This is a genomic window from Citrobacter europaeus, from assembly GCA_020099315.1.
GTDB classification, from domain to species: Bacteria; Pseudomonadota; Gammaproteobacteria; order Enterobacterales; family Enterobacteriaceae; genus Citrobacter; species Citrobacter europaeus.
In genome coordinates, this window is record CP083650.1 from 2,040,422 (window position 1) to 2,066,323 (window position 25,902).

A 25,902-nucleotide genomic window follows, 5' to 3' on the forward strand; every position below is an offset into this window, starting at 1 on the left:
GACCGCAGTTTAAACCAATTCAATTTATGCGCCACTAGCGGGAATTGAAAATTTGCGTAATCGGATAATTATCATGCAAAAAGTCAAACCGGGCAGTGATTTGCCCGGTTAATTGTTATGAAAGTGTAGCTAACCAGCCCGTTTGAGTCATCCACTCGGTCACCGGTACCAGCGTGAACTCGACGCAAAGCAGACCAACGAGCGTCAGGACGAGAGTATACGGCAGAGCCATCCACACCATGCGGCCATAAGAGAGGCGAATCAATGGTGCCAGCGCGGAGGTCAGCAGGAACAGGAATGCCGCCTGACCGTTTGGTGTAGCCACGGAAGGCAGGTTGGTCCCGGTATTAATCGCTACCGCTAACAGTTCGTACTGGTTGAGGCTGATGGTCCCTTGTTCCAGCGCTGCTTTGGCTTCGTTAATATAGATGGTGCCGACAAAAACGTTATCAGAGATTGAAGACAGCAGGCCGTTAAAGAGATAGAACAGCGTCAACTGAGCATGTTCAGAGGACTGCAATACGAACTGAATGATCGGCGAGAAGAGCTGTTGATCGATAATAACCGCAACAATAGAGAAGAACACGGTCAGCAGGGCGGTGAACGGCAGCGACTCGGTAAACGCTTTGCCAATAGCATGTTCGTCTGTAACGCCGGTCAACGACGTTGCCAGAATGATGACGGACAGGCCAATTAATCCAACCTCTGCCAGATGCAGGGCCAGAGCAACCACCAGCCAGACGCCGATAATAGCCTGAACAATCAGTTTGATTTTATCCTGACGAGTACGTTGCTGACGGCTTTGATCGTCAAATTGTTGCAGGACATCGCGGACGGTCTCCGGCAGCGTTTCGCCATAGCCAAACCAGCGTAATTTCTCGACCAGCACACAGGTTAACAGGCCGCAAATCAGCACAGGTACGGTGACCGGCGACATGCGCAGGAAGAAGTCACCAAAATGCCAGCCCGCCGCTTTGGCGATAATCAGGTTTTGCGGTTCGCCGACCATCGTCATTACGCCGCCTAACGCCGTACCGACGCCCGCGTGCATCATCAAGCTACGCAGAAAACCACGAAACTGCTCCAGTACGACCTTATTGTGCTGATCGATATGGCTGTCATCGAGCATGTTGTTGTCTTCCGCGCGGGAAGAGGCGACGCGATGGTAAATACCATAGAAACCGACCGCGACGCTGATCACCACGGCAACGACGGTCAGCGCATCAAGAAACGCAGAAAGGAAGGCGGCAGCAACGCAAAAAGCCAGCGACAGCAGCGTTTTGGAGCGAATCGTAAGCAGCAGGCGGGTGAAAATAAACAGCAGCAGCTGTTTCATAAAGTAGATGCCAGCCACCATAAACATCAGCAGCAATAACACCTCAAGGTTAGCGGCAACCTCTTCACGCACATGCGTGGCGCTGGTCATACCGATGATGACTGCTTCGATAGCTAACAGCCCACCTGGTAGCAGCGGATAACATTTTAACGCCATCGCCAGCGTAAAGATGAACTCGGCCACCAACAGCCAGCCCGCAATAAAAGGATTAATAAAAAATATAATCGGGTTAACGACTAAGAAGACGAGCAGTGCAAGTTTGTACCAGTCAGGTGATTGACCTAAAAAATTGCGCCACATAGCGCGACCCCATGATAGCTCCATGGTGATTTCCCTACCTTTAAAAATGAAATCATATTTTTATGTTTGACCGCAAAGCTTAGCGGGAGGAGGGAGTACAGGCAAGCTATTCACGCGACGGGCAAGGCTGGCTGCGCTTTAGCGTTATCTGGAAAATGAAGCCTTGATCTACTTTTTCTTCATTGCGTCAGCTATCAGCTATGTAACCCGTCTGGTATGATAACTGTAACTATGTTTTGCTGTGTAATGGAATTATTACTATGGTCATTAAGGCGCAAAGCCCGGCTGGGTTCGCGGAAGAGTACATCATTGAAAGTATCTGGAATAACCGCTTCCCACCTGGCACTATTTTGCCTGCTGAACGTGAACTCTCTGAACTGATCGGAGTGACACGTACCACGTTACGCGAGGTATTACAGCGTCTGGCGCGTGACGGTTGGTTGACCATTCAACACGGCAAACCGACGAAGGTGAATAACTTCTGGGAAACCTCCGGGCTGAATATCCTTGAAACGCTGGCGCGTCTCGATCACGAGAGCGTTCCGCAGCTTATCGATAATCTGCTGTCCGTGCGTACCAACATCTCGACGATCTTTATTCGTACCGCGTTTCGCCAGCATCCTGATAAAGCGCAGGAGGTTCTGGCGACGGCAAATCAGGTGGCCGACCATGCTGATGCGTTCGCCGATCTGGACTATAACATTTTCCGCGGTCTGGCATTTGCCTCCGGTAATCCGATTTACGGTTTGATCCTTAATGGTATGAAAGGATTATATACCCGCATTGGCCGCCATTATTTTGCCAATCCGGAAGCGCGCGCGCTGGCGCTGAGCTTCTACCATAAGCTGTCAGAACTGTGCGAGCATGGCGCTCATGAGCAGGTTTATGAAACGGTGCGTCGCTATGGTCACGACAGCGGCGAGATTTGGCATCGTATGCAGAAGAACCTGCCGAGCGATTTAGCTATTCAGGGACGCTAATTAAAAACCCCTCATTCGAGGGGTTTTGTTTTTACAGACCGTTCATCCTCGGCGGGCAACGCTCCAGCAACTCCACGCTACCATCTTCATTCTGCTGCTCCAGCATCACGTCAAAACCCCATAGCCGGTGCACATGCTTAAGCACCTCTTTGCGTCCTTTATCCAGCGGAGCGCGGTTATGCGGAATATAGCGCAAGGTGAGCGAGCGATCGCCGCGCAGATCGACGTTCCAGATTTGAATATTCGGCTCCAGGTTGCTCAGGTTATATTGCGACGACAGCCTGTTGCGGATTTCGCGATATCCTTCCTCGTTGTGGATCGCTGAAATCTCCAGATAATTATGACGATCGTCATCCAGTACGGTAAACAAGCGGAAATCACGCATAACCTTCGGTGACAGGAACTGGCTAATGAAGCTCTCATCTTTGAAATCACGCATCGCGAAGTGCAGAGTTTCCAGCCAGTCTGAGCCCGCTATATCCGGGAACCAGTATTTGTCCTCTTCGGTCGGCGACTGACAAATACGTTTGATATCCTGGAACATCGCAAAACCCAGGGCATACGGGTTTATCCCGCTATACCACGGGCTGTTGTACGGCGGCTGGAACACCACGTTGGTATGGCTATGCAAAAACTCCAGCATAAACCGTTCGGTGACTTTACCTTCATCATAAAGGTGGTTCAGGATGGTGTAATGCCAGAAAGTAGCCCAACCTTCGTTCATCACCTGCGTCTGTTTCTGCGGGTAAAAATACTGGCTGACCTTACGCACAATACGCAGGACTTCGCGTTGCCAGGATTCCAGCAGTGGGGCGTTCTTTTCCATGAAGTACAGCAGGTTCTCCTGTGGCTCAGAAGGATAACGCCGGGCTTGTGAAACGGTTTTCTCTTCTTCTTTCTTCGGCAGCGTGCGCCATAACATATTCACCTGACTTTGCAGATACTCTTCACGACTTTTCTGCCGGGCTTTCTCTTCCTGTAGCGAGATTTTTTGTGGACGCTTGTAGCGGTCCACGCCGTAGTTCATCAGCGCGTGACAGGAGTCGAGAAGCTTTTCGACTTCATCCACGCCATAACGCTCTTCACACTGGGTAATATAGTTTCGCGCGAAGATCAGGTAATCGACGATGGAACTGGCATCCGTCCAGCTACGGAACAGGTAGTTGTTTTTGAAGAAGGAGTTATGTCCGTAGCAGGCATGCGCCATCACCAGCGCCTGCATGGTGATGGTGTTCTCCTCCATCAGATACGCGATACACGGATTGGAGTTGATAACGATCTCATAGGCCAACCCCTGCTGACCATGCTTATACAAGCGCTCGGTTTCGATAAACTTTTTACCAAACGACCAGTGTGGATAGTTGATTGGCATCCCGACGCTGGAGTAAGCGTCCATCATCTGTTCGGAGGTGATTACCTCGATTTGGTGCGGGTAGGTATCCAGTTTGTAGAGTTTCGCCACGCGGTCTATTTCCGCCAGATAGACATCCAGCAGATCAAACGTCCAGTCGGGTCCATCGCTTAACCGTGTGCTGTCCTTGTTCATGGAATCAATCGTAGCCATTCGCGCACCCTCATTGTTGGCGGCACTCTCTGTCTGGAGTACCTCATTTCAAGCATAGATCATGGTGTTAAAAAACGTGCTGCGGCTGAAATTTTTTCTTTGCGATTTCTCGTTAGCGAGGCGTCGAAAAACGGTATGGTCGCAAAATTTTATGCTGGATAAAAATAACGCACAGCAGGAGATGCCAAAGCAGAGAGTTCCCCGCTGTCACCGCTATATGTGAGATAAGTCACCATAAAAAAGCCATATGTTGAATAATATTTTCAACTGAGTTATCAAGATGTAATTAGATGATTGTTCTTTTACTGTTAACGGAGTGGCTATGCGAGTTGTCATACTGGGAAGTGGTGTCGTTGGCGTGACCAGCGCCTGGTATTTAAGTCAGGCTGGACACGATGTCACCGTCATTGATCGTGAGCCCGGTCCGGCACTGGAAACCAGTGCGGCGAACGCGGGGCAAATCTCTCCAGGTTATGCAGCACCATGGGCGGCGCCAGGTGTACCGCTGAAGGCAATTAAATGGATGTTTCAGCGCCATGCTCCGCTGGCCGTGCGCCTCGACGGGACCCAGTTCCAGTTGAAATGGATGTGGCAAATGCTGCGCAATTGCGACACCAGCCATTACATGGAAAACAAAGGACGCATGGTGCGTCTGGCGGAATACAGCCGTGATTGCCTGAAAGCGCTGCGCGCTTCTACCGGTATTGAGTACGAAGGGCGCCAGGGCGGAACCCTGCAACTTTTCCGTACCGCTCAACAGTATGAGAACGCCACCCGCGACATCGCCGTGCTCGAAGACGCTGGCGTACCCTATCAGTTGCTGGAAGCAAGCCGCCTGGCTGAAGTCGAGCCGGCGCTGGCGGAAGTGGCGCACAAGCTGACCGGCGGTCTGCGTTTACCGAATGATGAAACGGGTGACTGTCAGCTGTTTACCCAGCGTCTGGCGCTGATGGCGGAGCAGGCTGGCGTTAAGTTTCGTTTTAATACGCCGGTCGATAAGCTGCTGAGCGATGGTGAGCAGATTTACGGCGTTCAGTGCGGCGAAGAGATAGTCAAAGCAGATGCCTATGTAATGGCGTTTGGCTCGTACTCTACGGCGATGCTGAAAGGCATCGTTGATATTCCGGTCTATCCGCTCAAAGGCTATTCGTTGACCATTCCGGTGGCGCAAGATGACGGCGCGCCGGTTTCTACTATCCTTGATGAGACTTACAAAATCGCCATTACCCGCTTTGATAACCGTATTCGTGTGGGCGGCATGGCGGAAATTGTCGGCTTCAATACGGAATTGCTACAACCTCGTCGTGAAACGCTGGAGATGGTTGTACGCGATCTCTTCCCGCGTGGTGGTCATGTGGAACAGGCAACTTTCTGGACCGGGCTTCGTCCGATGACTCCGGACGGTACACCGGTGGTTGGGCGAACCCGCTTTAAGAATCTACTACTCAACACCGGCCACGGTACGCTGGGCTGGACTATGGCCTGCGGCTCGGGTCAGTTGCTGAGCGACATTCTTTCTGGCCGCACACCAGCCATTCCTTACGACGATCTGAGCGTGGCGCGCTACAGCCCGGGGTTTACTCCATCTCGCCCACGGCATTTACATGGCGCACATAACTGATAAGGACGTGAGATGACTCGCCCGATACTGGCCAGCATTGACCTGCAGGCGTTGAAACAAAACCTGAGCATCACCCGCCAGGCCGCGCCGGACGCTCGCGTCTGGTCGGTGGTGAAAGCCAATGCGTACGGACACGGCATTGAACGCGTCTGGAATGCGCTGGGCACAACCGACGGTTTTGCCATGCTCAATCTTGAAGAAGCGATAACCCTGCGCGAGCGCGGATGGAAAGGCCCGATACTCATGCTGGAGGGTTTTTTCCACGCCGAAGATTTAACTGTGTATGACAAATATCGTCTGACCACCTGTGTACACAGTAACTGGCAGCTAAAAGCGTTGCAGAATGCGCGCCTCAACGCGCCGCTGGATGTTTACCTGAAGGTGAACAGCGGCATGAACCGGCTGGGTTTCTTACCGGACAGAGTTTCCACGGTCTGGCAACAGCTGCGGGCGATGCCCAACGTTGGTGAAATGACGCTGATGTCACACTTTGCCGATGCGGAGCACCCGGAAGGTATCCGGGAGGCCATGGCGCGTATTGCGCAGGCGACAGAAGGGCTGGAGTGCCGACGCTCGCTGTCCAATTCGGCCGCCACGTTGTGGCACCCTGAAGCACATTATGACTGGGTTCGTCCGGGTATTATCTTGTATGGCGCATCGCCGTCGGGACAATGGCAGGACATCGCCAATACCGGCCTCAAACCGGTGATGACTCTGAGCAGCGAGATAATCGGCATACAAACGCTGAAAGCCGGAGACCGGGTGGGTTACGGAGGACGCTACACCGCCAGCGGCGAGCAGCGTATTGGCATTGTAGCGACCGGCTATGCAGACGGTTATCCGCGCCATGCGCCAAGCGGAACACCGGTGCTGGTGGATGGCGTACGTACCACTACGGTGGGAACAGTCTCAATGGATATGCTGGCGGTAGACCTGACGCCGTGTCCGCAGGCGGGGATAGGGACGCCGGTAGAGCTGTGGGGCAAAGAGATTAAAATTGACGATGTAGCCAGCGCCGCGGGTACGGTGGGTTACGAATTGATGTGTTCTCTGGCGCTGCGCGTGCCGGTGGTGACAGTGTAACTTTTGTAGGGCTGCCTGATAGCGATGCGCTTATCAGGCCTCATTTTGTAGGCCGGGTACGGCGCAGCCGCTACCCGGCAAAAATATCCGCGTTACTCATCCTCATCTTCAGCAACGCGAACACCGACCTTCAGTACCGCATTATCTTCTTTCTCGGCAACCGTCCAGATCATGCCAGCGAATTCAACCTGGTCACCGACGACCGGCGCGGCGCCAAGCAGATGCTGGACAATATCCCCCAGCGTTTGCTGCTTATCACGATACTCTGTGCCATCATCCAGGCCATAAATCAGCGCCACATCGGCATATTTTGCGCTGGCTTCAAGAATAAAGTCACCGAAGAAGCGCTGGTCCAACGACACCGGCGGGGACTGGCTGAACAGCTTGCCGAGAGCAGGGAGATCGCGCTCTCGGCCAATAACACACAATACATCGCCTTCGCGCAGGCGCGTACTGCCGGAGGGGTGAAATAGCACGTTGTCACGAAACAGGGCGGCAATTCGCGTTTCTTCCGGCATATGCAGGTCGCGCAGCGCGGCGCCCACACACCACTTATCCGCGCTGAGCTGATAAACAAACTGCTCCCAGGGATTATCCGGATGAATATCCAGACCAATGCGCGACACGGGCCAGCCGACCGGAGGGACCACCACTTTGGCTTTTTTAGCGGCCCACGAAAGCGACGTTCCCTGAAACAGCAGCGAGATCAGAACCACGAAGAATGCGACGTTAAAGAACAGGCGCGCGTTTTCCAGACCTGCCATCATTGGGAAGACGGCGAGGATGATCGGAACTGCGCCGCGCAGACCCACCCAACTGATGAAAATGCGCTCGCGCAGATTGAAGCCTCGAAATGGCAGCAGTCCGGCGAACACCGAAAGCGGGCGGGCAATAAATATCATCCACGCAGACAAAATTAACGCAGGGATTGCGATAGGCAGCAGGTCAGACGGTGTAACCAGCAGTCCGAGCACCAGGAACATGGCGATTTGCGCCAGCCAGGCCAGACCGTCGAAGTTTTGCAAAATACCAAACCTGTTGCGGATGGGGCGATTACCCAGCAGGAAACCACACAGATAAACGGCCAGAATACCGCTGCCTTCCAGCGCAGTGGTCAGGGCAAAGATCAGGATCCCTCCGCTTAACGCCAGTAGCGGATAAAGCCCGGCAGGCAGCGAAATACGGTTAATCATTTGCTGGAGCAAGTAGCCGCCGCCGAGTCCCAGCATGATGCCTAAGCCAAACTGCTGGATAATATGCACCGCAAACATCCAGCTTAAACCGGTCTCGTGATTTTGGATCATGGCGATAAGCGTGATGGTCAAAAAAACCGCCATCGGATCATTACTACCGGATTCAATTTCCAGCGTAGAGCCAACACGTTCGTTAAGACCCTTACCGCCAAGCAGGGAAAAGACCGCCGCGGCGTCGGTTGAACCCACAATCGCGCCAATCAGCAGCCCTTCGATAAGATCCAGATGGAACAGCCACGCGGCCATCATGCCAGTGAGTCCGGAGGTAATCAGCACCCCGACGGTTGCCAACGATAGCGCCGGGCCTAAAGCGACGCGAAAAGAGCTGGCCTGGGTGCGCATCCCGCCGTCGAGGAGGATAACCGCCAGCGCCAGGTTACTCACCATGTAGGCAAAAGGGTAATTATCGAAAGGAATACCGCCCACGCCGTCGACGCCCGCTAACATACCGATAGCGAGAAATATCACCAGAATAGGGATACCAAGACGTGATGAAAATGAACTGAGTAAGATACTGCAGGTGACGAGAACGGAACCCAAAATAAAAAGGCTGATAATTGCTGCGGCATCCAACGTTCGGTTACTCCTGAATTACGCTGTTTCGTATTAATAAACCCTAACATATTAACGACAGAAACAGCGTTTTACTTAGCCCTCTTAACCGCTTTTTTTACGATTTTAATACCGGATGCCCACTAATAGTGAGCTGAGTGCCGTTTTTATCGTTTTTCAGCATCGCTCTGGCTCCCAAAGGCAGGGTGACAGTGCGTTGTTCATGGCCAAAATCAAGGCCGTCGATCAACGGAACCGACAGCCTGGCGCGCAGAAAATCACAAACTGAATCAAGATTGTAACCTGCGTCGTAATCATTAGGCGCGCTGCCGCTAAAACTGCCGAGGATAATGGCGTTTTGCTGGGCCAGTATTCCCGCGTGATACAGTTGCAGCAGCATGCGCTCAATGCGAAACGGATGCTCGTTAATATCTTCCAGCACCAAAACGCCGTTTTTGATAGCCGGCATCCACGGCGTACCCATCAGCGAAATAAGCATCGCCAGGTTTCCGCCCCATAGCGTCCCTTCTGTCGCACACGCCGGGCCGTTACCCTGCCATTCGAGGGTGAATTGGGCATTGCGCAGAGCCTGCCAGAAATGGTGCTCGGTGAATGCGTTCATCTCCTCGGCGCCGAAGTTAGCCGCCAGCATCGGGCCGCTGAAGCTAATCACATTCCCCTGCGCCAGCAGACCACACTGGATCGCCGTAAAATCGCTGTGCCCGCACAGCAGCAGCGGGTTGTGTTGCTGGCGGTCCGCCAGCGCCTGCCAGTCAATATCTTCCAGTAAACGGCTCGCGCCATAGCCGCCGCGTACCGCCATCACAATGGTATCGGGCGTTTTCAGATTTACCAGCGAGTTCACATCAGCCAGACGCTCTGCTTCTGTACCCGCAAAACGCTGGCTGCGGCGCGCAATAACCGCTGAATTGTCGACCTGATGACCGGCCTCAGTAAGACGCGCAAGCCCGCGTAAGGCGGCCTGCTGGTTGATACAGTAGCCCGACGGGGCAATTAAGTGAAACCGGGACATGGCATTTCCTTGCTACAACTAAAACCAAATGTATATCATGCCGCGTAGGTATGTCGTTGTCACCTCAGCGACAGGTTCCGGCTATAAGGATAGATGACGTGAAATTGAGATGGTTTGCTTTTTTGGTTGTATTACTTGCGGGCTGTAGTTCAAAACAGGATTACAAAAATCCGCCGTGGAATGCTGAAGTTCCGGTTAAACGCGCAATGCAATGGATGCCGATTAGCGAAAAAGCCGGTGCGGCCTGGGGTGTCAGTCCACAATTGATTACCGCTATCATCGCTATTGAATCAGGCGGTAACCCGAATGCGGTCAGTAAGTCTAATGCGATCGGCCTGATGCAGTTAAAAGCCTCTACTTCAGGACGCGATGTTTATCGTCGTATGGGATGGAGCGGAGAACCGTCGACCAGCGAATTGAAAAATCCTGAGCGCAATATCTCGATGGGGGCCGCCTACCTGAGCATTCTGGAGACCGGGCCGCTGGCCGGGATCGAAGATCCGCAGGTGATGCAATATGCGCTGGTGGTATCGTACGCCAACGGCGCGGGGGCACTGCTGCGAACGTTCTCTTCCGACAGGAAGAAAGCCATCAATAAGATCAACGATCTCAGTCCGGATGAATTTATTGAACATGTTGCGGACAATCATCCGGCGCCGCAGGCTCCGCGCTATATCTGGAAGCTTCAGCAAGCGCTGGATGTAATGTAATTCAGGTGATGTTAATCGCGCACTTTGTTCGATTTTTCCCTGGCTTCGCGCTCAAGGGAAAAAATAATCCGCTGTAAGTTCCGCTCCACCGCCGGGCCGACGTTGAGAAAACGAAAGCTCAGGCGGGGAGTGGTAATGGTTTCGTTTTTACTGTCGATAACTTTGCGTTCGCTAATGGAAATAAGCTGAGCGTCAACGTTATACACCCCCCATTGCTCCATGTTCAGTTCAACCTGCGAGAAGCGCATGCCTTCCACCAGCCCCTCTGGTTTCGGCGTTTCTAACAGCCCGCCCATACCGCCAAGCGACAAATCGAATAAGCGAAAACAGAGTGTGCTGTTGTCCGGCATTTTTACCGTACAACGATAGGGAGGATGCAGCGGAGCGCCGATGCGGAAATATTCCCGACGCTGGACGAACCACAGGGACGGTGGTAACGATGAGATAAATGCGGGTAGTCGCTGGTATTCGCCTTTTTTCAGCTGTGGCAGGGTGAACTCCACTTTGGCTCCCTGCGTTTCGGCGATAATTGTTATCTGGCTGGCACGCTGCACGGCCTGGTTTTCGTATTCCTGACTGCCAAAATCCATGATCAGTTCGTCTGGGTTGACCGCCAATATTTTGCTGATGAACTGGCCACCCGCCCAGGAGATACGCAGCGGAACCTGCTGCGAATTTAAGTCCCGGAGTACGCCTAACACCGCTAACGGATTTTGCTTCAGGAACTGCTCATTGTAGTTACTCACACCTAATGACTCCTGGATGCCTGGTTTATCGTTGGATTATCGGCATCAATCAACGGAACTTAATACAAATGGATGAAATTTTTTACCAACGCCAATGAATTAAGTCTGCGTGAAAACAGCACTTAGCGATGGTTTGCCTATACTTTAAAGGCTGGCGCAGGAATGTCTTGCGCGTGCGTTCACTGGAAAGAGGGCCTGAAAATGGGAATTATTGCCTGGATTATTTTTGGTCTGATTGCGGGGGTTATCGCCAAACTGATTATGCCGGGGCGCGATGGCGGTGGATTTATCCTGACCTGTATTCTGGGTGTTGTCGGTGCTGTGGTCGGTGGATGGCTGGCAACGATGTTTGGTATCGGCGGCGATGTCAGCGGGTTTAATCTCCACAGCTTCCTGGTGGCCGTGGTCGGCGCGATTGTCGTGCTGGGTGTCTTCCGGCTTGTACGACGAGATTAATCGAACGGCCCCCGAGCGGTAATGCCGTTCAGTTAAGCATGTAAGGTGAACATGTGATTCTTGCTCAGGGTTCCGTTCACCTTAACGGTGTCATTTCTCTGAACCGCAGACACCCGTGAACGTGCAAGGGAGGCTCGCCGCCACTTCCCTTGCATCCCAGGCTCCCGGCGGGAAAATCGTCGCTGCGCGAGCTATTCGTCTTATTCCGTCTGCCTGTTGGGTCGGGGCCGAGCCTACGTCCATGCAGTCCGTCCCCTCTGTCCGCATCCTTGCGGACAGACCCGGTCAGCCGTCAACGCCTCATCGATTTTCAGCCGGATACGGGTCATCGCTTCAACTCTCTGACTTTCAGTTAAATCTCTTTTGCTGTTCAGACATAATCAGATAAAAATACAGGTGGTCAGGTGTGGTTGGTCCGGCTGAAAATTGCCGACGTGTTTCCGTAAGGCAGGGAGAACCCGCATGGATGCGGGGTCAGGGCGCGCTTTGCATGGATGCTACCTCGCGCCCGGCCCGATAGCCTGAAGGAATAAGCGGAGGGAACCACGAAGTGGCAATTTTCCTGCCGGGAGCCGGGATTGTAAAGGGCGTGGCGAAGAACGCCCTTTACACGTTCACAGGAATCGGCGTTTCAGAGAAACTATGGATATGAGGTGAACGGAACCCTTTATCTGAGAGTGCATATTCATAACTTCTACCCACACAGGCGATACTTTCTGAAACTAAGGCGTTAACTGAACAGCATTACTCCGAGTGGGGCCGTTTCTCTGCATCGCTATATCAGAATTGATACTCAATCCCCGCCCAGTAATTGCGGCCTTCTTCAATAAATCCTTCACTATAAACGTACTGCGTATCGAACAGATTATTGACCGAAGCGTTAACGCTGAACCCGTGACCGATAGCGTAGTCAGCGCGTAAATGGGTAATGGCGAAACCCGCGGCTTTCTGCGAGCCGTCGCTATTGCTATAGCTCGACGAACGGGCTTCTTCAGACAGCGTAATGCTCAGCGGATCCCACGGTTTCAGCGTCATCCAGGCGGTCAGGGTTTGCGTCGGCAAATCGGTTATTTTGCCGATGTCGCTGCGTTTGACGTCTGCATGGATAAGGCCATAGCTCAGCCCGACGTCCAGCATATCAAAGACCTTACCTTTAACACCGGCATCAAGGCCGGTGTAATCCACCCGACCACTGTTCTGATTCTGGATAGTGTCGGCATCAATGTTGTGCGACAGAATCGCGTCGCTGATGCGGTTGTAATAGACGCTGGCTTCAAAGCCCCAGTTCTGGCTAAGTGAACCATTCCAGGTCAGGTCTACGCTGCGGGCGCGTTCCGGTTTCAACTGCGGATTGACCAGCGCCACCTGGTTATAAGCCGGTTTTGAGGTCGTGTAGCGCTCTTTCAACGTTGGGAAGCGCGTTCTGTCAGAGTAGGACAGCGCCAGTGTGTCTGAATTTTCAAAGTGGTATTTGGTCATCACCTGCCAGTTAAAGGCCGACTGATTGTTGTCATCGTAGTGAGTGACGCTGCCGTTTTTCTCGTGTTTCATACCTTCCAGACTGTCGCGCCAGTCATAGCTTATTCCCGCCACCACATCGACATTGTCCGCGGCTGCCCACTGGTATTCACTGGCAACAGACCAGGTACGGTCTTCGTAACGGTCGTAAGCCGCATTCGGCGCCCCTTTCTCGCGGTGAACATCATCCTTCCAGTTTACGGCGAAAGAGAGCAGATCGTTTTCACGCATATCCGCAGCGAGCTGCAGGCCAGCCCCATCGCTGTAGTCCGAATAATGGCTATAGCTGCCTTTCTTATTTTTCAGATCGGCAAGCGAGTTATACATCATCAGCGTATTTTCAAAAGTATCGCGATACAGACGGCTTTTCAGGGTAAAACGGTCGCCCAGATGGGTAGTTCCCTGATAGTAATAGCTCTCTTTATCGTACTGCGGCCATTGCCAGTAGCGTGATTTCTGACTGCTGGTTCCGGCGTACGGTGGGTTATCTTTTTCACCGTCCTGATTAATATAGGTCAGCACATACTCATCATCGCCGCGAGGGGTAAAGCCCAGCTTCACGATGCCGCGTTTATCATCGGCGGAGGAGTTGGCAATCTTGCCGTGACTGCCCGCAACCGGATTGTCCACGCCGTGCGGTAAGCCAAGGAAATCCTGCTTCAGCTGGCTGCCGCTGAGCTGGATGTAACCCAGATCGTTACTGGCTCCAAATGAAGCGTGCATATCGTGGGCGTTGTCTTTGCTACGACTCCAGCCCTGACGATAACCAATGCTGCCTTCAATTGGTTTGGTGGGCTTTTTGGTGGTGATATTAATGGCGCCGCCCATCTGGTTAGGCCCTTGTAGCAGAGACGAGTAGCCTTTGGAGACTTCAACCGAAGCGATATCGGATGTCAGGAAACGGCCTAAATCGAGGTTGCCGTCATAGGGGATGTACACCGGCACACCGTCAAAAAAGACGGGAACCTGACGGCTGTCAAACCCGCGCACCTTTACCTGCTGCTCATTACGGTTGCCTGATTTTTGCAGCACTACGCCGGGGACGACGCTCAGCGCCTGCGCCACGTTTTGTTTATCCAGCTGTTGGATCGTTTCCTGGCCGAGAACCGTAGTGGTTGCCGCAGAGGCCGGGCTTGACCAGACGGTCATGGTTTCGCTTTCCAGCCCAGCAAAAGCACTATGCGCGAAAGCAAACGACAGGGCTGTGTAAAGACAACTTTTGTTGAAATTCATTCTTTTAGTCCATTTATAAATGTTATATGCCACGTGTGTCCGGGCTCAGGCTAACTTTGATATCCGCAGGCGGAGCGTAGTAAGGCGCGGAAGTGATGAAAAGTCTGATGCCACAGTCGAGATAACTCGCCAGCGAGGCGAGGGTAATGCCGCCAGTCAGCGCCAGCGTGCAATGGGGGGCCAGAGAAGGGGCCAGACGGACAATTTCTGTTGCCTGCTCAGGGGTAAATTTGTCGAGTTGCAGAACATCGGGGGCGGCACGTAGCGCGGCTAATGCTTCAGCTGGCGTATCCGCTTCGACGACGATCTTTTTTTCTGGCGCATGGCTGCGTAAGCGCGCAATCGCGCCTGTCCAGTCGTTTGAGTTGGTAAGAAAACGGCGGTGATTAGCGAACAGCAGTAGCGTCTCGGCGCATCCTCCGCGATGGATAATGCCCCCGGCGGCGAGTATTGCCTGAGTCGCCAACAAACGCGTGCCGGGGATGGCTTTGCGGGTGCAGGCAATCTGCCCATCAGGATAGCGTTGGCGTAGTTGGCTCAACATACTCTCAAGATAGCCCGAAACCCCGCAGCTCCACTCCAGGACATTTTGTACCGCTTTCCAACCCTGGTGCAGCGCTGCCGCATTTCCGTGCGCGCGAATCAATTGCTGTCCGGCGCTGACCTGTTCACCATCGGCCACCCCGTCGCTGACGGTTAAACCTAATGAGGTGAGCATTTGTCTGGCAACGGCGGTGCCGCTAACGCATCCGCCCTGGCGATGGTAAAACGTCATAACACCAGGTTGCGCGCCGATACCCAGCGCGCGGGTGGTCAGATCCCCGCCCTGGATATCTTCCAGCAGCAGCGCGTCGGTTTGCGCCTGCGAAAAGTAGATCATCTCAGCGCCTCCTGCGGAACGCTGTCCCACCAGATAAGCGCCCAGTCACGACTGGCGGGGGCAATCGCGCGAGGATCCTGCTGCTGATACCAGGCTTCCAGACGTTCGATCTCGTCGGCGCTCAGGTCCCCCATACTCCAGCGCACGTTTTCGAGAAAACGTGTCCAGGTGCTGTTGTCCTGCTGGCAGTTGGGTCCGCGGATAAAATCAACGTGCGCGTGGATCCCCATCTGATACAGGACATTAAGCGCATAGATATAGTTGGGAAGCTCAATCACTTCGCGGCCCAGCGCACGTTGAATGGTGGGAGAAACGAAAGATGAACTGACGAGATGAGTGGTATAAACCCGCAGCCGGGCCTGATTATTCAGTTTGGTCATCGCCTGGCGCATATCGGCAACCAGCGTGGAGCGCGAGGCGACGGCGATATCGCACTGGGGTAAATCATCCCAGTGCTCTTCCCAGGCCCGCTGCACCCACTGTACGTGATGGGCATTCATTTGTACGGCGCGGCGGGCAGCTACGCTCAGCATTCCCTGACTGTAATCTACGCCGTAAATTATTGGCATCTTTTTAGCCAGCGCCAGCGAGACCGTACCGGGCCCGCAGCCCATATCAAACAGCGACTCTGCGCCTTTCAGGTCGATCTTCCCCAACAGCTGCAGCAGATAGCTGTCGGTTAATGAGGCGCAATTCTCCGCCATTTTTTCCGCACGTTTATCCCAGTGCTCCGGCTTTTTCTCGGTTCTGTTCGCCAGTTGTAACTGTTTACGGTAAAGATCGGCAAAATCAATGTCGTCAATGAGCATTCTTATCCCTTAATTATGTGAGCCAAAGAGGTGGTGAGCAATTTGTGACGGTGTAACGCGATACAATTCAGCCAGACGATCGGCGGCGAGCTGGTATTCAGGACGTCCCTGCGACACTTCACCGTCTGGCTCGACGCGTACCACGCTGTCGGCGATTGCCCGGGCATGCAGCGGGTGATGGGTCGACATCAGCAGGGCCATACCCGAATTTTTCAGCGTCACCAACGTGTCGAGCAGGCGGATTTGATGCCCAAAATCCAGGCTGGAAGCAGGTTCATCCAGCAATAAAAGGCGCGGACGTTGCGCCAACGCGCGGGCAATTAACACCAACTGCCGCTCTCCGCCGCTCAGTGTGTTCCAGCGTCGAGACGCCAGGTGAGAGATCCCCAGCATCGCCAGCTGTTGATGGGCAATTTCATGTTCTTTAGCCCCGGGAACCGCAAATGCCGCCAGTTGCGGGGCCAGTCCCATCATCACCATGTCCAGCGCGCTGAAGGCAAATGCGCCGTCATGCGCCTGAGGAACCCAGGCGATGGCCGCGGCGCGTTGCCGATCGTTGAGATGATTCACCGCGATGCCATCAAGAAGAATGTCACCGTGAAGCGGCGGAAGAACCCCGAGAATGGTGCGCATCAGGGTCGTTTTTCCACTGCCGTTGGCGCCAATCAGACAACAGACGGAGCCGGGCGAAACCTGAAATGAGACATCGCGTAACACGGGCTGTTGACTGTGGTACCCCAGCGACGCGTGGCGCACGATTAATAGCGTCATGACCGGTTTCCCCGCAGCAAAAGCAGCAAAAAGAACGGCGCCCCAATAAATGCAGTCAGGATCCCCAGCGGAATTTCCGTGCTGCTCAGCGTACGGGCGAGGGTATCGGTAAGCAGCAGCAAAATGGCGCCGATCCCCATGGACACGGGGAGCAACTGCTGATGGTTATTGCCACTGATGAGTCTGCCAATGTGCGGCACAACCAGTCCAATCCAGCCGATGATGCCCGCGATGGCGACGGTACAGGCGGTAATTAACGTTGCGCAGACGATCAGTCCCAGTCGCAATCGGGAGACGTTGATCCCAAGCGATCGTGCTTCATCATCCGACAGGGTGAGCAGGTTCATGCGCCAGCGCAGCAGCAATAGCGGGACCAGTCCTGCGAAGATCAGCGGTGCCGAGAACCACAGATCGTGCGAAGTGATCGTCGATAAACCGCCAAGCAGCCAGAAGGTGATAGACGGGAGTTGGGTATACGGGTCGGCCAGCGTTTTGATGAGTGAAATCCCCGCGCCACATACCGTACCCAGCGCAATCCCGACCAGAACCAGCGTTAAAACCGGGTCGTGGCGCTTGACTCGCCGGGTAATCAACCAGACACCGGCGACCACGAATAAACCGCCCGTGAACGCATACAGTTGAATAAACAGGATCGGTAATCCGAACAGGATTGCCGTACAGGCACCTAAACCGGCACCCGCCGCCACGCCGAGGATATCCGGCGAGACTAGCGGGTTGCGGAACATGCCCTGATAGGTGGTTCCTGCGCCTGCCAGCGCCGCGCCAAGCAGCAATGCAGCCAGAATGCGCGGCAGACGGATTTGCCAGAAGACGATTTTGTCCTGCATCGGGACGCTATCTGTACCGGCAATAAGATTCACGACCTGCTGTGCATCCAGGCGATAAGCACCAGAGACCGCGGCGACGCTCGCGCAAAGCACCACCGCAGCAATCATCAGAAAACCGAGGGTAGATGTTTTCATCAGACAGCCACCAGACGTTGATACTGTGCATCGCTTAGCGTGGTATGCCAGAAGAGTTCGCTGTAGCGCTGCATATCGGCTTTAAAGCTCGCGTTAACCTGCGGATCAAGCCAGGCGTGCAGGCGGCGTAATCCCAGTAAACGGTTGATGCCAGGAGGCGCATCCAGCCAGCCAAACGGTAGACCGCTGAGAAACAGAATGCGTTGGTTGGCAACCGCTTTAACCCCTTGCCAGACCGGATCTTCCCTCAGGTACTGCGCCGTCACCGCATCCTGCACCAGAATAATATCGGGCTGCCAGCTCAGCAGATTTTCCATTGAAACCTGCGTGAGTCCCTGTCGCCCAGGGATTTGCGCCACATTGTGTAAGCCCAGCAGTTCTGCCGCTTCGGTATGCAGTGAACCTTGTAACCCTGTCTCAAGCCCTCTGGCGCCGCGCGCGGCATAAAAACGCAGCTTTGCTCCGGAAGAGTGGGAAAACGCGAGTGCTTCATCAATAAACCGACGAGCCAGTCTGGCCTGAGCTCTGGCCCGCGAGTCGACTCCCAGTGCTTCACCGGCGGCGAGTAACTGTTCCGGGGTACGTCGCAGCTCACCGTTAATCAACAGCCAGGGAATTTGCGTTTGCGCGCTCACCTGTCTGGCCTGAGAAAGCCAGGTTTCATCGGCATTGCCGCAGTCAACAACCAGGTCGGGTTTAAGCGCCAGTAACGCTTCAAGTGAGAGGGTACTGGCGCGCCCTGCCAGCCTGCCCAGTTTCGGCAATGCCCGAATATCATCATGGAACGGGATGGCGGTCTGGCGAGATAAATCAAAGGAGGAAAGCCCTACCAGTTTTTCCGGCGCAACGGCCAGCAGCAGCATGTCGGCGGGCGCCCCCGCGCTGACCACGCGTTGGGTTATATTCGGCCCTGGCGTGCCTCCAACGGCAACGGTTAGCGGCGTTTGCGCCAATGCGGGAAGATGGCGTAGCAGCAGTGCAGATGCCACAAGCTGGGCAAACATCCGTCTTGTCAGTGCCATTATCGGTATCCTGAAGGTTACAAATTCGCTATATATTTACATATACAGCGAATAAAAACATGTTCAGAATCAAATTCTCACGGATGAAAACCCCGGATACCCCATAAGGGCTAGGGGGCATAGAGACAGCTTAAATGGCGGAAAATAAGACAGAAAAAATCCGCGGCATAGCGCGGATTCAGGGCGTAAAACGGCTCAGGTAATGACCTTAAGGCGTCGGTTGAGTCTGTTTTTTAGGTTCGGCAGGGGGAGTACTGGCACTTGCTGGGGTTGGTCGTGATGCGGGTACGCTGTCACAGGGTTTATCTTTGGCGCAAATCAGGTCGAGCATTTTCAGCGTTACGCCATTGGTCCAGCCGAAACCATCCTGCAACGGATATTCACCGCCACCACCGCCTGTGCCTGTGGTGCTCACGTCATACTTCTCAACCAGCTTTTTCTCGCGATCGTAGGTGTGCTGAACATTGGTGAGGAATCGCCAGGTTACGTCCATGGCGACGTTATCCTGACCGTAATTCTGTAACCCGGATGCTGCGACCCACTGGAGCGGGGCCCAGCCGTTGGGTGCATCCCACTGCTGGCCGCTTTTCACCGATGTAGTAGCCAGACCGCCAGGTTGCAACAGGTGCGCCTGGGTTGCCGTGGCGACTTTACCGGCGCGATCTTTAGCCGCCGCATTAACATACAGCGGGAACAGGGCGGCGGCAGTCAGTTGGTTGCGTACTTTGTGGCTCTTCAGATCGTAATCGGCATACCAGCCTTCTTTATCGTTCCACAGGTGTTTTTCGATCCCTTTTTGTCGGGCATTGGCCAAATCTTCATATTGAGCAGCTTTGGCGTCATCACCGGCGGCTTTACTGGCGAGGGCGATCATCTTTTCCATTTTGAACATCAGCGCATTGAGATCGACCGGAACGATGCTGGTGGTGCGCAGGGTGCCAAGCTGATTGGGGTTATCCATCCAGCGGGAACTAAAGTCCCAACCAGACGCGGCGGCAGAGCGCAGATCGCGGTAGATTTCGGTGGAAGGTCGGTTCGGGTTGCTTTTGGCAGTGGCGATATCTTCCACCCAGGACTCTGGCCTAGGCGTATCGCGGTCATCCCAGTAGCGGTTCAAAATGGTGCCGTCATCCAGTTTAACCACGCGCTTATTTTGCTGACCGGGCTGGAGCGTTTCGACGCCTTCCATCCAGTAGCTGTACTCTTTGAGCATCTGCGGGAGGTATTTTTTCAACGCGTCATTCCCGTCGTGCTGCGCCAGCAGTTCAACCATAAAGGCAAAGAACGGCGGCTGAGAACGGCTCAGATAATAGGTACGGTTACCGTTAGGAATATGTCCCCAGGAATCAATCTCGTAAGCGAAGTTTGCCACCATGTCGGAGACCTTATCCCAGTGATTGCTCTCGGCAAGCCCCAGCATGGTGAAATAGCTGTCCCAATAATAGATTTCGCGAAAACGCCCGCCCGGCACCACATACGGCTCCGGGAGCGGCAACAGCGAGTCCCATTTTTCTGCGTCGGTTGTCGAACGAGTGAGTACCGGCCACAGTCCGTCAATATGTTCGCGTAATGATTGCCCTGCCGGGGGGACGTATTTCTCGCCTTCTTTCGGCAAGGTGAAATTTACTTGCACAAAATGGCGTAGGTCGAATCCGGACTGATTTTTCTGCATCCGGTAATCGGCAAGGATCATTAATGGATCGCTGTTGGGCACCGCGTCTACAAAGGTTTTCTGGTCAGGAAACAGTTTGGCCGTTTGTACATCGTTAAACAGAGGACCAAGCAGAATATCAGGCGGTTGAGGCGTAGCGGCTGGCGCGTCCTCGGCGTTGGCGGCAAAAGAGGAAAGGGCAAAAAAGGTGCTTGCGAGCGTCAGTTTTATCGCAACAGAGAGCAGGCCAGGATGGCGAGTTGCTGGCGTTATCATCGGTTAATCTCCTTAGCGGTGTGCCGAAGTAGCGGCATTTACCATGAGAAAACCTTAGTTCAGGATCGGCCGTTGCGCGTGATCGGCTCCCCATTTTGCGAATAAACAGACATTTCCCGACGCGATTAGAAACGATGCACGCCCTTTATCGGGAAAGGGCGTGCAAATGGCCTCAGCCCGCGAGGTTTATCCGCTTCGCCACGCCGTCAAGGGTCAGAGTGTCACCCATCTTGATGCTATCGACAGCATCACCCTGCTGGCACAGCCAGCACAGACCCATTGCGCGGGCGATAATCGCCGGGTGGGACGCCTCGCTGCCGTCCCGCAGACAGACGCCTTTGATGGCCTTCGGATCCAGTTGCAGCACCGTAGACGGATAAATGACATCAGCGACCAGAATAGTGGGGCGGATGAACGCGGGAATTTGCTCGGTCTCTCCCGTCAAATGCTGAAGAGAACGAGATAATAAATCTTCAATATCGATGTACCGCGCCTGCAGGTAGGGATCGTCGAGCTGTAAATACTGCTGGCTGAGTTCGCTTAACACCTGATGCCATGCCCAGGCGGCGCTGCACTGCTTTTCACTCATTACGCCGCAGGCCATATCAAACAGTTCAGGATCGTCTAACAACGTGTGATGACCGGAGAAAATCGCGGCGATATCGGCGGAATATTTCTCTTCGGCAAGTGCGGTTAAAGCATTTAAGTCATTCAGCGTGCTTTGAATGGCGGCCCGTAATTGCTGCTGCTCAGTCTGCAATGATGCTGCAGGCTGCAGGCTTACCTGTGGTGAGTACGGCGTGTAACAAAATGCCGTCCCCGTTGCCAGTGAGGGGACGTGAGTCGCTACGTTATCAGCATGTACGGGCTCAAGCGATTCACCGAAATTCTCAGCCGCCAGCTGTTTAAATGCGGCCAACGCATCCTCAGCCTGTTCACCCTTGGCAATCAGGCGCAGCGTGTCGTTACAACGCACCTGCAGCAGAGCTATTTGGTTCAGGCTATCTGGGACCACGCACTTGCCATTTTTCTCCAGCCACATGTCGGCGTTAAAGCCAGACAGTGTGGAAACCAGCCGTGAAGCGGGACGAACGTGGATGCCGTTGGGGTTTTTCACCACAATGGCAACTGAATGAGCATTTGCATCCGGCGCAAATTCAGCCGATGTCGGTTTTGCGGTGGATGACGAAGGTAAACCCAGTTGCTCACATTTGGCGTCAAGGGCGTTCATGGCGTCACGGATGACCCGCTCGACGTCAGCGCCCCCGGCGGCGCTAACCGTCGCGGCTAACGTGCCTTCAACCAGCGGCGCGGCACACAGCCGCACTCTGGCGGCAATGTTAGGGTCGAGCAGTTCCAGCGCGGTTTCCGCACTCAGTAACGCACTACCGATATCCATCATCACCAGCACGTGATCCGTATCGGCCACGGACTCGATGGCTTCCATCACCTTAATCGGATCGGTGCCAATCGGATTTTCAGGATCGTCAATGCCTGCGGCAATGGCGATTTTGCAACCATCACCCATTAACATCTGCCGGGCCAGCGCGCCGACGCCTTCGCCCAGTTGGGCGCTGTGAGAAACAATAACCAGGTTTACCATCGCTTTATCCTTACTCTCTGGACGCCTGAGCCAGCATTTGCATCATAAACATTACGGACGTTGCGCCAGGATCCTGATGCCCAATGCTGCGCTCACCAAGATAGCTGGCACGGCCTTTACGGGCCTGCATGGTGATGGTGCTTTGCGCTGCGGCTTCCGCTTGCTTGCTTGCCGCTTCCAGCGCCGCCTGTACGCTCAGTTTCTGTTCGCAGGACTGGCGTAAAGATTCCACAACCGGCAGCCAGACATCGCACATGGTTTTGTCGCCAGGTTCAGCCTTCCCACGGCTAACTACACCTTCTGCGCCATCACGAATCATTTGATACAGCTCTTCAAGCGTCAGGCTTTGATGAGCCTGAGTCACCTGGGCGGCGCGGATAAAAAAGGTGCCAAACAGCGGGCCACTGGCTCCGCCGACGCTTGAGAGCAGCACCATACCGGTGTTTTTCAAAATAAAACCGATGTCTTTATCGGCGATGGACGGCAGCTTTTCGACTACTTTGCTAAATCCGCGGTGCATGTTCAGACCGTGGTCGGCATCGCCGATCTCCCGGTCAAGTCCGGTGAGAAAATCACTTTCGGTGGTGAAGATCTCACCGCAACGATAGAGCCAGTTAACAATTTGCGTTCTGTTGAGGGACATCATGAATCTCCTTATTTACCCCAGTTGAGAGCAGGGGTGTGAACCGGCGCATCCCATAAGCTCAGCGTTTCGTCATCCACCTGTAACAGGGTGATTGAGAAGCCGGTCATATCCAAAGAGGTACAGTAAGAGCCGATCAGGTTGCGCTCAATGATGATGCCTGCATCCTGGCAACGGCTTTCGAGGCGGTTATACACGCCGAACAGTTCTGACAGCGGCGTCGCGCCGAGATTATTAACCAGCGCAATGACGCGATCGCCGCTTTGCAACGCTCGTTTGCTTTCTTTACCTTCCTGCCACGCGCCCTGGACGTTGTCCCAGTGGCGCAGCGTACGGCTGTAGTTGCCGTTTTCAAGTAGAGTATCGAACATTTCATCAACGGTCTGATCGAGAGAGGAGAAGGCGCGGCGGTCTATGCCTGGTTCCCCGTGGATACCTACGCCAAACTCCATTTCGTTATCCTGCAACGTGAACGAAGGTTGTCCGGCGGCCGGAACGGTACAGGCGCCAATGGCTATGCCAATGGAGTGGCCCTGGTTGTTCAGCTTACGACCCAGCGCCGCACAGGCTTCCAGTGAGTCACCGCGTTCGGCGGCCGCGCCGACCAGTTTTTCGATCAATACGGTATTGGCCACACCACGTCGCCCAGCGGTATACAGACTGTCTTTCACCGCTACGTCGTCATCTACCACCATGGTGGTGACTTTGACACCGCTTTCGTGCAGCAGCTCGGTAGCGGTTTCGAAATTAAGAATGTCGCCGGTGTAATTTTTGATTATCAGCAGCACGCCTTCGCCGCCATCAATTTGCATAGCGCATTCGAACATTTTATCCGGCGTGGGTGAGGTAAAAATCTCACCCGGACAGGCGCCAGAGAGCATGCCCTGACCAATGAAGCCGCAATGCATAGGCTCGTGTCCGCTGCCGCCGCCGGAAAGTAGCGCCACTTTGCCCATCACCGGCGCATCTGCGCGGGTGACATACACGGGGTCCTGATGCAGTGCCAGGGAGGGGTAAGCTTTCGCCAGTCCGGCGAGTTGTTCATTCAGTACGTCTTCAACACGGTTGATCAATTTTTTCATTATTTATGCTCCGCAGACAGTCCTGGATGGCTGCCAGCTTCGGGCAGGCATCTGATGTAGGGTATCGGTTTGTACAACGTCACGGCGACCGCTCGCTGCCGATAAGGTAATTTTGCACATGGGTTTATAAAAGAAAATTGTTGCGCGAAGCGTTTCATTACGAAACGTCACCACCAACTATTGTTCCATATTGAAACGTGATGATGCGAAAATCAGCGAAAATGAGATGTTGGGCAGTGTTAGGTGGAAGAACAGTTACACGCCAGATTTTGCTGAAAAAAAACCACCTGCGAGGCAGGTGGTTTATGCACAGGAAAAGATCCAGCCTTAGCCCGGATAAATTCCGCGATCTTTTCGTGCCAGCAGAATGCGTTCACAGGCAACAATGTAGGCAGCGGTACGCAGGGAGCAGGATTTCTCTGCTGCTTTTTCCCACACATGCACCATCGCATCGGTCATGATTTTGTCCATGCGATTGTTGATCTCTTCTTCGCTCCAGAAGAAGCTTGCCATGTCCTGAACCCATTCGAAGTAGCTGACGGTTACGCCGCCGGCGTTACAAACAACGTCAGGAACAACGACGATACCGCGGCTGGCCAGAACGTCGTCGGCGTCCGGATAGGTCGGTCCGTTGGCACCTTCGAGTACCAGTTTACAGGTCAGCGTTTCCGCGCGGTGACGGGTGATCTGGCCTTCGAGTGCGGCCGGGATCAGAATATCCATCTCCAGGCTCCAGAAGGCTTCGCTGGCGATGGTCTCAGCGCCCGGGAAACCGGCAATCTGCTTGTGCTCTAACTGCCAGGCAGACAACGCGGCCATATCAATACCCGTTGAGTTAAACAGCGTTGCGGTGTGATCCTGAATCGCGACTACACGCGCACCCGCTGCGGCGAACAAGCGGGCGGCTTCGCTGCCGACGTTACCGAAACCTTGTACCGCCACGCGAGCGCCTTCAACTTCAATGTTCGCACGACGAGCGACTTCCAGACCGCTGACGAAAACGCCGCGACCGGTGGCTTTATCACGGCCTAACGAGCCGCCGAGGTGAATAGGTTTACCGGTGACCACGCTGGTCACGGTGGTGCCGTGGTTCATGGAGTAGGTATCCATCATCCAGGCCATGACCTTTCCGTTAGTACCTACATCCGGCGCAGGAATGTCTTTCTGCGGCCCAATGATAATACCAATTTCACTGGTATAACGGCGGGTTAAACGCTCCAGTTCCCCTTCGGACAGCGAGAACGGATCGACGCGCACGCCACCTTTAGCGCCGCCGTACGGCAGGTTTAACGCCGCGCATTTGATGGTCATCCATGCGGACAGGGCCATCACTTCATTAAGATCAACATCAGGATGATAACGCACACCGCCTTTGCCCGGACCGCGGGAGAGGTTATGTTGCACGCGATACCCTTCAAAATGACGGATAGAGCCGTCATCCATCTGCACCGGGATATCGACAATCAGCGCGCGTTTTGGGTGGCGCAGGGTATCCACCCAATGGGAAAGTTCGCCCAGGTAAGGGGCCACACGCTCGATTTGTTGCAGGTAGGTATTCCAGGCAGATGTGCTGCTATCTGAAGCGTAAGATAACTTATCCATGATAAACCTTAGTTATAAAAGTAATATGTTCTTAATTTGGCCGTGGTATACAGTGAATCTCACCATATAAACTTAAATTTAACATTTTTTTCATGGAACGGCCTGCCTGGCCAACACGACTTATCGGCATGAATAGTGTGGGCTTTGGCTTGGGTGTGAATAGTTATTCTTCGGTTGTGGCGATATCGCGGTTAT

At 54.1% G+C, this 25,902-nt stretch carries 21 protein-coding genes; 5 read left to right on the forward strand and 16 right to left on the reverse strand.

Going from position 1 to position 25,902, the window contains the following annotated elements:
• Positions 1-115 precede the first annotated feature (115 nt).
• On the reverse strand, positions 116-1,660 hold the full coding sequence (nhaB, locus tag LA337_09665) for a Na(+)/H(+) antiporter NhaB (protein UBI17931.1): 1,545 nt from the start codon (positions 1,658-1,660) through the stop codon (positions 116-118).
• Between the two features lie 236 nt (positions 1,661-1,896).
• On the opposite strand from nhaB, the gene fadR reads away from it, so the two are divergent.
• Complete coding sequence (gene fadR / locus LA337_09670; GenBank protein ID UBI17932.1) at positions 1,897-2,616, forward strand: fatty acid metabolism transcriptional regulator FadR; 720 nt, start codon at positions 1,897-1,899, stop codon at positions 2,614-2,616.
• Between the two features lie 31 nt (positions 2,617-2,647).
• Here fadR and LA337_09675 read toward each other — a convergent pair whose 3' ends face one another.
• Positions 2,648-4,180, reverse strand: a complete 1,533-nt coding sequence (locus LA337_09675) for a SpoVR family protein (GenBank protein ID UBI17933.1) — start codon at positions 4,178-4,180, stop codon at positions 2,648-2,650.
• Positions 4,181-4,502: 322 nt separating this feature from the next.
• On the opposite strand from LA337_09675, the gene LA337_09680 reads away from it, so the two are divergent.
• Both LA337_09680 and dadX read left to right on the forward strand, forming a co-directional pair.
• Positions 4,503-5,801, forward strand: a complete 1,299-nt coding sequence (locus LA337_09680; protein UBI17934.1) for a D-amino acid dehydrogenase — start codon at positions 4,503-4,505, stop codon at positions 5,799-5,801.
• 12 nt (positions 5,802-5,813) lie between these two features.
• Positions 5,814-6,884, forward strand: coding sequence for a catabolic alanine racemase DadX (gene dadX, locus LA337_09685; protein ID UBI17935.1), 1,071 nt, complete (start codon positions 5,814-5,816; stop codon positions 6,882-6,884).
• A 92-nt stretch (positions 6,885-6,976) separates the two neighbouring features.
• Here dadX and LA337_09690 read toward each other — a convergent pair whose 3' ends face one another.
• Entirely contained in the window at positions 6,977-8,710 is a 1,734-nt protein-coding gene (locus LA337_09690) for a potassium/proton antiporter (GenBank protein UBI17936.1), read from the reverse strand.
• Between the two features lie 97 nt (positions 8,711-8,807).
• A complete protein-coding gene (gene ldcA / locus LA337_09695; protein UBI17937.1) occupies positions 8,808-9,722 on the reverse strand; it encodes a muramoyltetrapeptide carboxypeptidase in 915 nt (304 codons plus the stop codon).
• A 98-nt stretch (positions 9,723-9,820) separates the two neighbouring features.
• Between ldcA and emtA the strand changes: the two genes are divergently transcribed.
• The gene (gene emtA / locus LA337_09700) at positions 9,821-10,432 is read left to right on the forward strand and encodes a membrane-bound lytic murein transglycosylase EmtA (GenBank protein ID UBI17938.1); all 612 of its coding nucleotides are present in this window, start codon (positions 9,821-9,823) and stop codon (positions 10,430-10,432) included.
• A gap of 11 nt (positions 10,433-10,443) precedes the next feature.
• On the opposite strand, the gene ycgR is transcribed toward emtA, so the two are convergent.
• Entirely contained in the window at positions 10,444-11,178 is a 735-nt protein-coding gene (gene ycgR / locus LA337_09705) for a flagellar brake protein YcgR (GenBank protein ID UBI17939.1), read from the reverse strand.
• Positions 11,179-11,379: 201 nt separating this feature from the next.
• Between ycgR and LA337_09710 the strand changes: the two genes are divergently transcribed.
• Positions 11,380-11,634, forward strand: a complete 255-nt coding sequence (locus tag LA337_09710) for a GlsB/YeaQ/YmgE family stress response membrane protein (GenBank protein ID UBI18430.1) — start codon at positions 11,380-11,382, stop codon at positions 11,632-11,634.
• 780 nt (positions 11,635-12,414) lie between these two features.
• On the opposite strand, the gene LA337_09715 is transcribed toward LA337_09710, so the two are convergent.
• The 11 genes from LA337_09715 to LA337_09765 form a co-directional block, all read right to left on the reverse strand.
• Positions 12,415-14,385 carry a TonB-dependent receptor gene (locus LA337_09715; GenBank protein UBI17940.1) on the reverse strand — a complete coding sequence of 657 codons (1,971 nt, stop codon included), beginning with the start codon at positions 14,383-14,385 and terminating at the stop codon, positions 12,415-12,417.
• Between the two features lie 22 nt (positions 14,386-14,407).
• Entirely contained in the window at positions 14,408-15,265 is an 858-nt protein-coding gene (locus LA337_09720; protein UBI17941.1) for a ModD protein, read from the reverse strand.
• Positions 15,262-16,074 (reverse strand): class I SAM-dependent methyltransferase, encoded by an 813-nt coding sequence (locus tag LA337_09725; protein ID UBI17942.1) that lies wholly within the window; start codon positions 16,072-16,074, stop codon positions 15,262-15,264. The genes LA337_09720 and LA337_09725 overlap by 4 nt, the downstream gene beginning before the upstream one ends.
• A gap of 9 nt (positions 16,075-16,083) precedes the next feature.
• The gene (locus LA337_09730; GenBank protein UBI17943.1) at positions 16,084-16,845 is read right to left on the reverse strand and encodes an ABC transporter ATP-binding protein; all 762 of its coding nucleotides are present in this window, start codon (positions 16,843-16,845) and stop codon (positions 16,084-16,086) included.
• Positions 16,842-17,828, reverse strand: a complete 987-nt coding sequence (locus tag LA337_09735; GenBank protein UBI17944.1) for an iron ABC transporter permease — start codon at positions 17,826-17,828, stop codon at positions 16,842-16,844. The genes LA337_09730 and LA337_09735 overlap by 4 nt, the downstream gene beginning before the upstream one ends.
• Complete coding sequence (locus LA337_09740) at positions 17,828-18,850, reverse strand: ABC transporter substrate-binding protein (GenBank protein ID UBI17945.1); 1,023 nt, start codon at positions 18,848-18,850, stop codon at positions 17,828-17,830. Before LA337_09740 ends, LA337_09735 begins: the two co-directional genes overlap by 1 nt.
• A 208-nt stretch (positions 18,851-19,058) precedes the next feature.
• The gene (locus LA337_09745) at positions 19,059-20,777 is read right to left on the reverse strand and encodes an alpha,alpha-trehalase (protein UBI17946.1); all 1,719 of its coding nucleotides are present in this window, start codon (positions 20,775-20,777) and stop codon (positions 19,059-19,061) included.
• Between the two features lie 172 nt (positions 20,778-20,949).
• The gene (gene dhaM, locus LA337_09750) at positions 20,950-22,380 is read right to left on the reverse strand and encodes a dihydroxyacetone kinase subunit DhaM (protein UBI17947.1); all 1,431 of its coding nucleotides are present in this window, start codon (positions 22,378-22,380) and stop codon (positions 20,950-20,952) included.
• Between the two features lie 10 nt (positions 22,381-22,390).
• Positions 22,391-23,023: a dihydroxyacetone kinase ADP-binding subunit DhaL gene (gene dhaL / locus LA337_09755; protein UBI18431.1), complete on the reverse strand. Its 633-nt coding sequence runs from the start codon at positions 23,021-23,023 to the stop codon at positions 22,391-22,393.
• A gap of 11 nt (positions 23,024-23,034) precedes the next feature.
• Complete coding sequence (gene dhaK / locus LA337_09760) at positions 23,035-24,105, reverse strand: dihydroxyacetone kinase subunit DhaK (GenBank protein ID UBI17948.1); 1,071 nt, start codon at positions 24,103-24,105, stop codon at positions 23,035-23,037.
• Positions 24,106-24,432: 327 nt separating this feature from the next.
• Positions 24,433-25,707, reverse strand: coding sequence for a Glu/Leu/Phe/Val dehydrogenase (locus LA337_09765; GenBank protein UBI17949.1), 1,275 nt, complete (start codon positions 25,705-25,707; stop codon positions 24,433-24,435).
• Between the last annotated feature and the right edge of the window lie 195 nt (positions 25,708-25,902).

Bases quoted from the DNA above. Each gene is read 5' to 3' on its own strand.
- nhaB (UBI17931.1), bottom strand. From the start codon at position 1,660: ATGGAGCTATCATGGGGTCGCGCTATGTGGCGCAATTTTTTAGGTCAA.
- fadR (UBI17932.1), top strand. From the start codon at position 1,897: ATGGTCATTAAGGCGCAAAGCCCGGCTGGGTTCGCGGAAGAGTACATC.
- LA337_09675 (UBI17933.1), bottom strand. From the start codon at position 4,180: ATGGCTACGATTGATTCCATGAACAAGGACAGCACACGGTTAAGCGAT.
- LA337_09680 (UBI17934.1), top strand. From the start codon at position 4,503: ATGCGAGTTGTCATACTGGGAAGTGGTGTCGTTGGCGTGACCAGCGCC.
- dadX (UBI17935.1), top strand. From the start codon at position 5,814: ATGACTCGCCCGATACTGGCCAGCATTGACCTGCAGGCGTTGAAACAA.
- ldcA (UBI17937.1), bottom strand. From the start codon at position 9,722: ATGTCCCGGTTTCACTTAATTGCCCCGTCGGGCTACTGTATCAACCAG.
- LA337_09710 (UBI18430.1), top strand. From the start codon at position 11,380: ATGGGAATTATTGCCTGGATTATTTTTGGTCTGATTGCGGGGGTTATC.
- LA337_09715 (UBI17940.1), bottom strand. From the start codon at position 14,385: ATGAATTTCAACAAAAGTTGTCTTTACACAGCCCTGTCGTTTGCTTTC.
- LA337_09720 (UBI17941.1), bottom strand. From the start codon at position 15,265: ATGATCTACTTTTCGCAGGCGCAAACCGACGCGCTGCTGCTGGAAGAT.
- LA337_09725 (UBI17942.1), bottom strand. From the start codon at position 16,074: ATGCTCATTGACGACATTGATTTTGCCGATCTTTACCGTAAACAGTTA.
- LA337_09730 (UBI17943.1), bottom strand. From the start codon at position 16,845: ATGACGCTATTAATCGTGCGCCACGCGTCGCTGGGGTACCACAGTCAA.
- LA337_09735 (UBI17944.1), bottom strand. From the start codon at position 17,828: ATGAAAACATCTACCCTCGGTTTTCTGATGATTGCTGCGGTGGTGCTT.
- LA337_09740 (UBI17945.1), bottom strand. From the start codon at position 18,850: ATGGCACTGACAAGACGGATGTTTGCCCAGCTTGTGGCATCTGCACTG.
- LA337_09745 (UBI17946.1), bottom strand. From the start codon at position 20,777: ATGATAACGCCAGCAACTCGCCATCCTGGCCTGCTCTCTGTTGCGATA.
- dhaM (UBI17947.1), bottom strand. From the start codon at position 22,380: ATGGTAAACCTGGTTATTGTTTCTCACAGCGCCCAACTGGGCGAAGGC.
- dhaL (UBI18431.1), bottom strand. From the start codon at position 23,023: ATGTCCCTCAACAGAACGCAAATTGTTAACTGGCTCTATCGTTGCGGT.
- dhaK (UBI17948.1), bottom strand. From the start codon at position 24,105: ATGAAAAAATTGATCAACCGTGTTGAAGACGTACTGAATGAACAACTC.
- LA337_09765 (UBI17949.1), bottom strand. From the start codon at position 25,707: ATGGATAAGTTATCTTACGCTTCAGATAGCAGCACATCTGCCTGGAAT.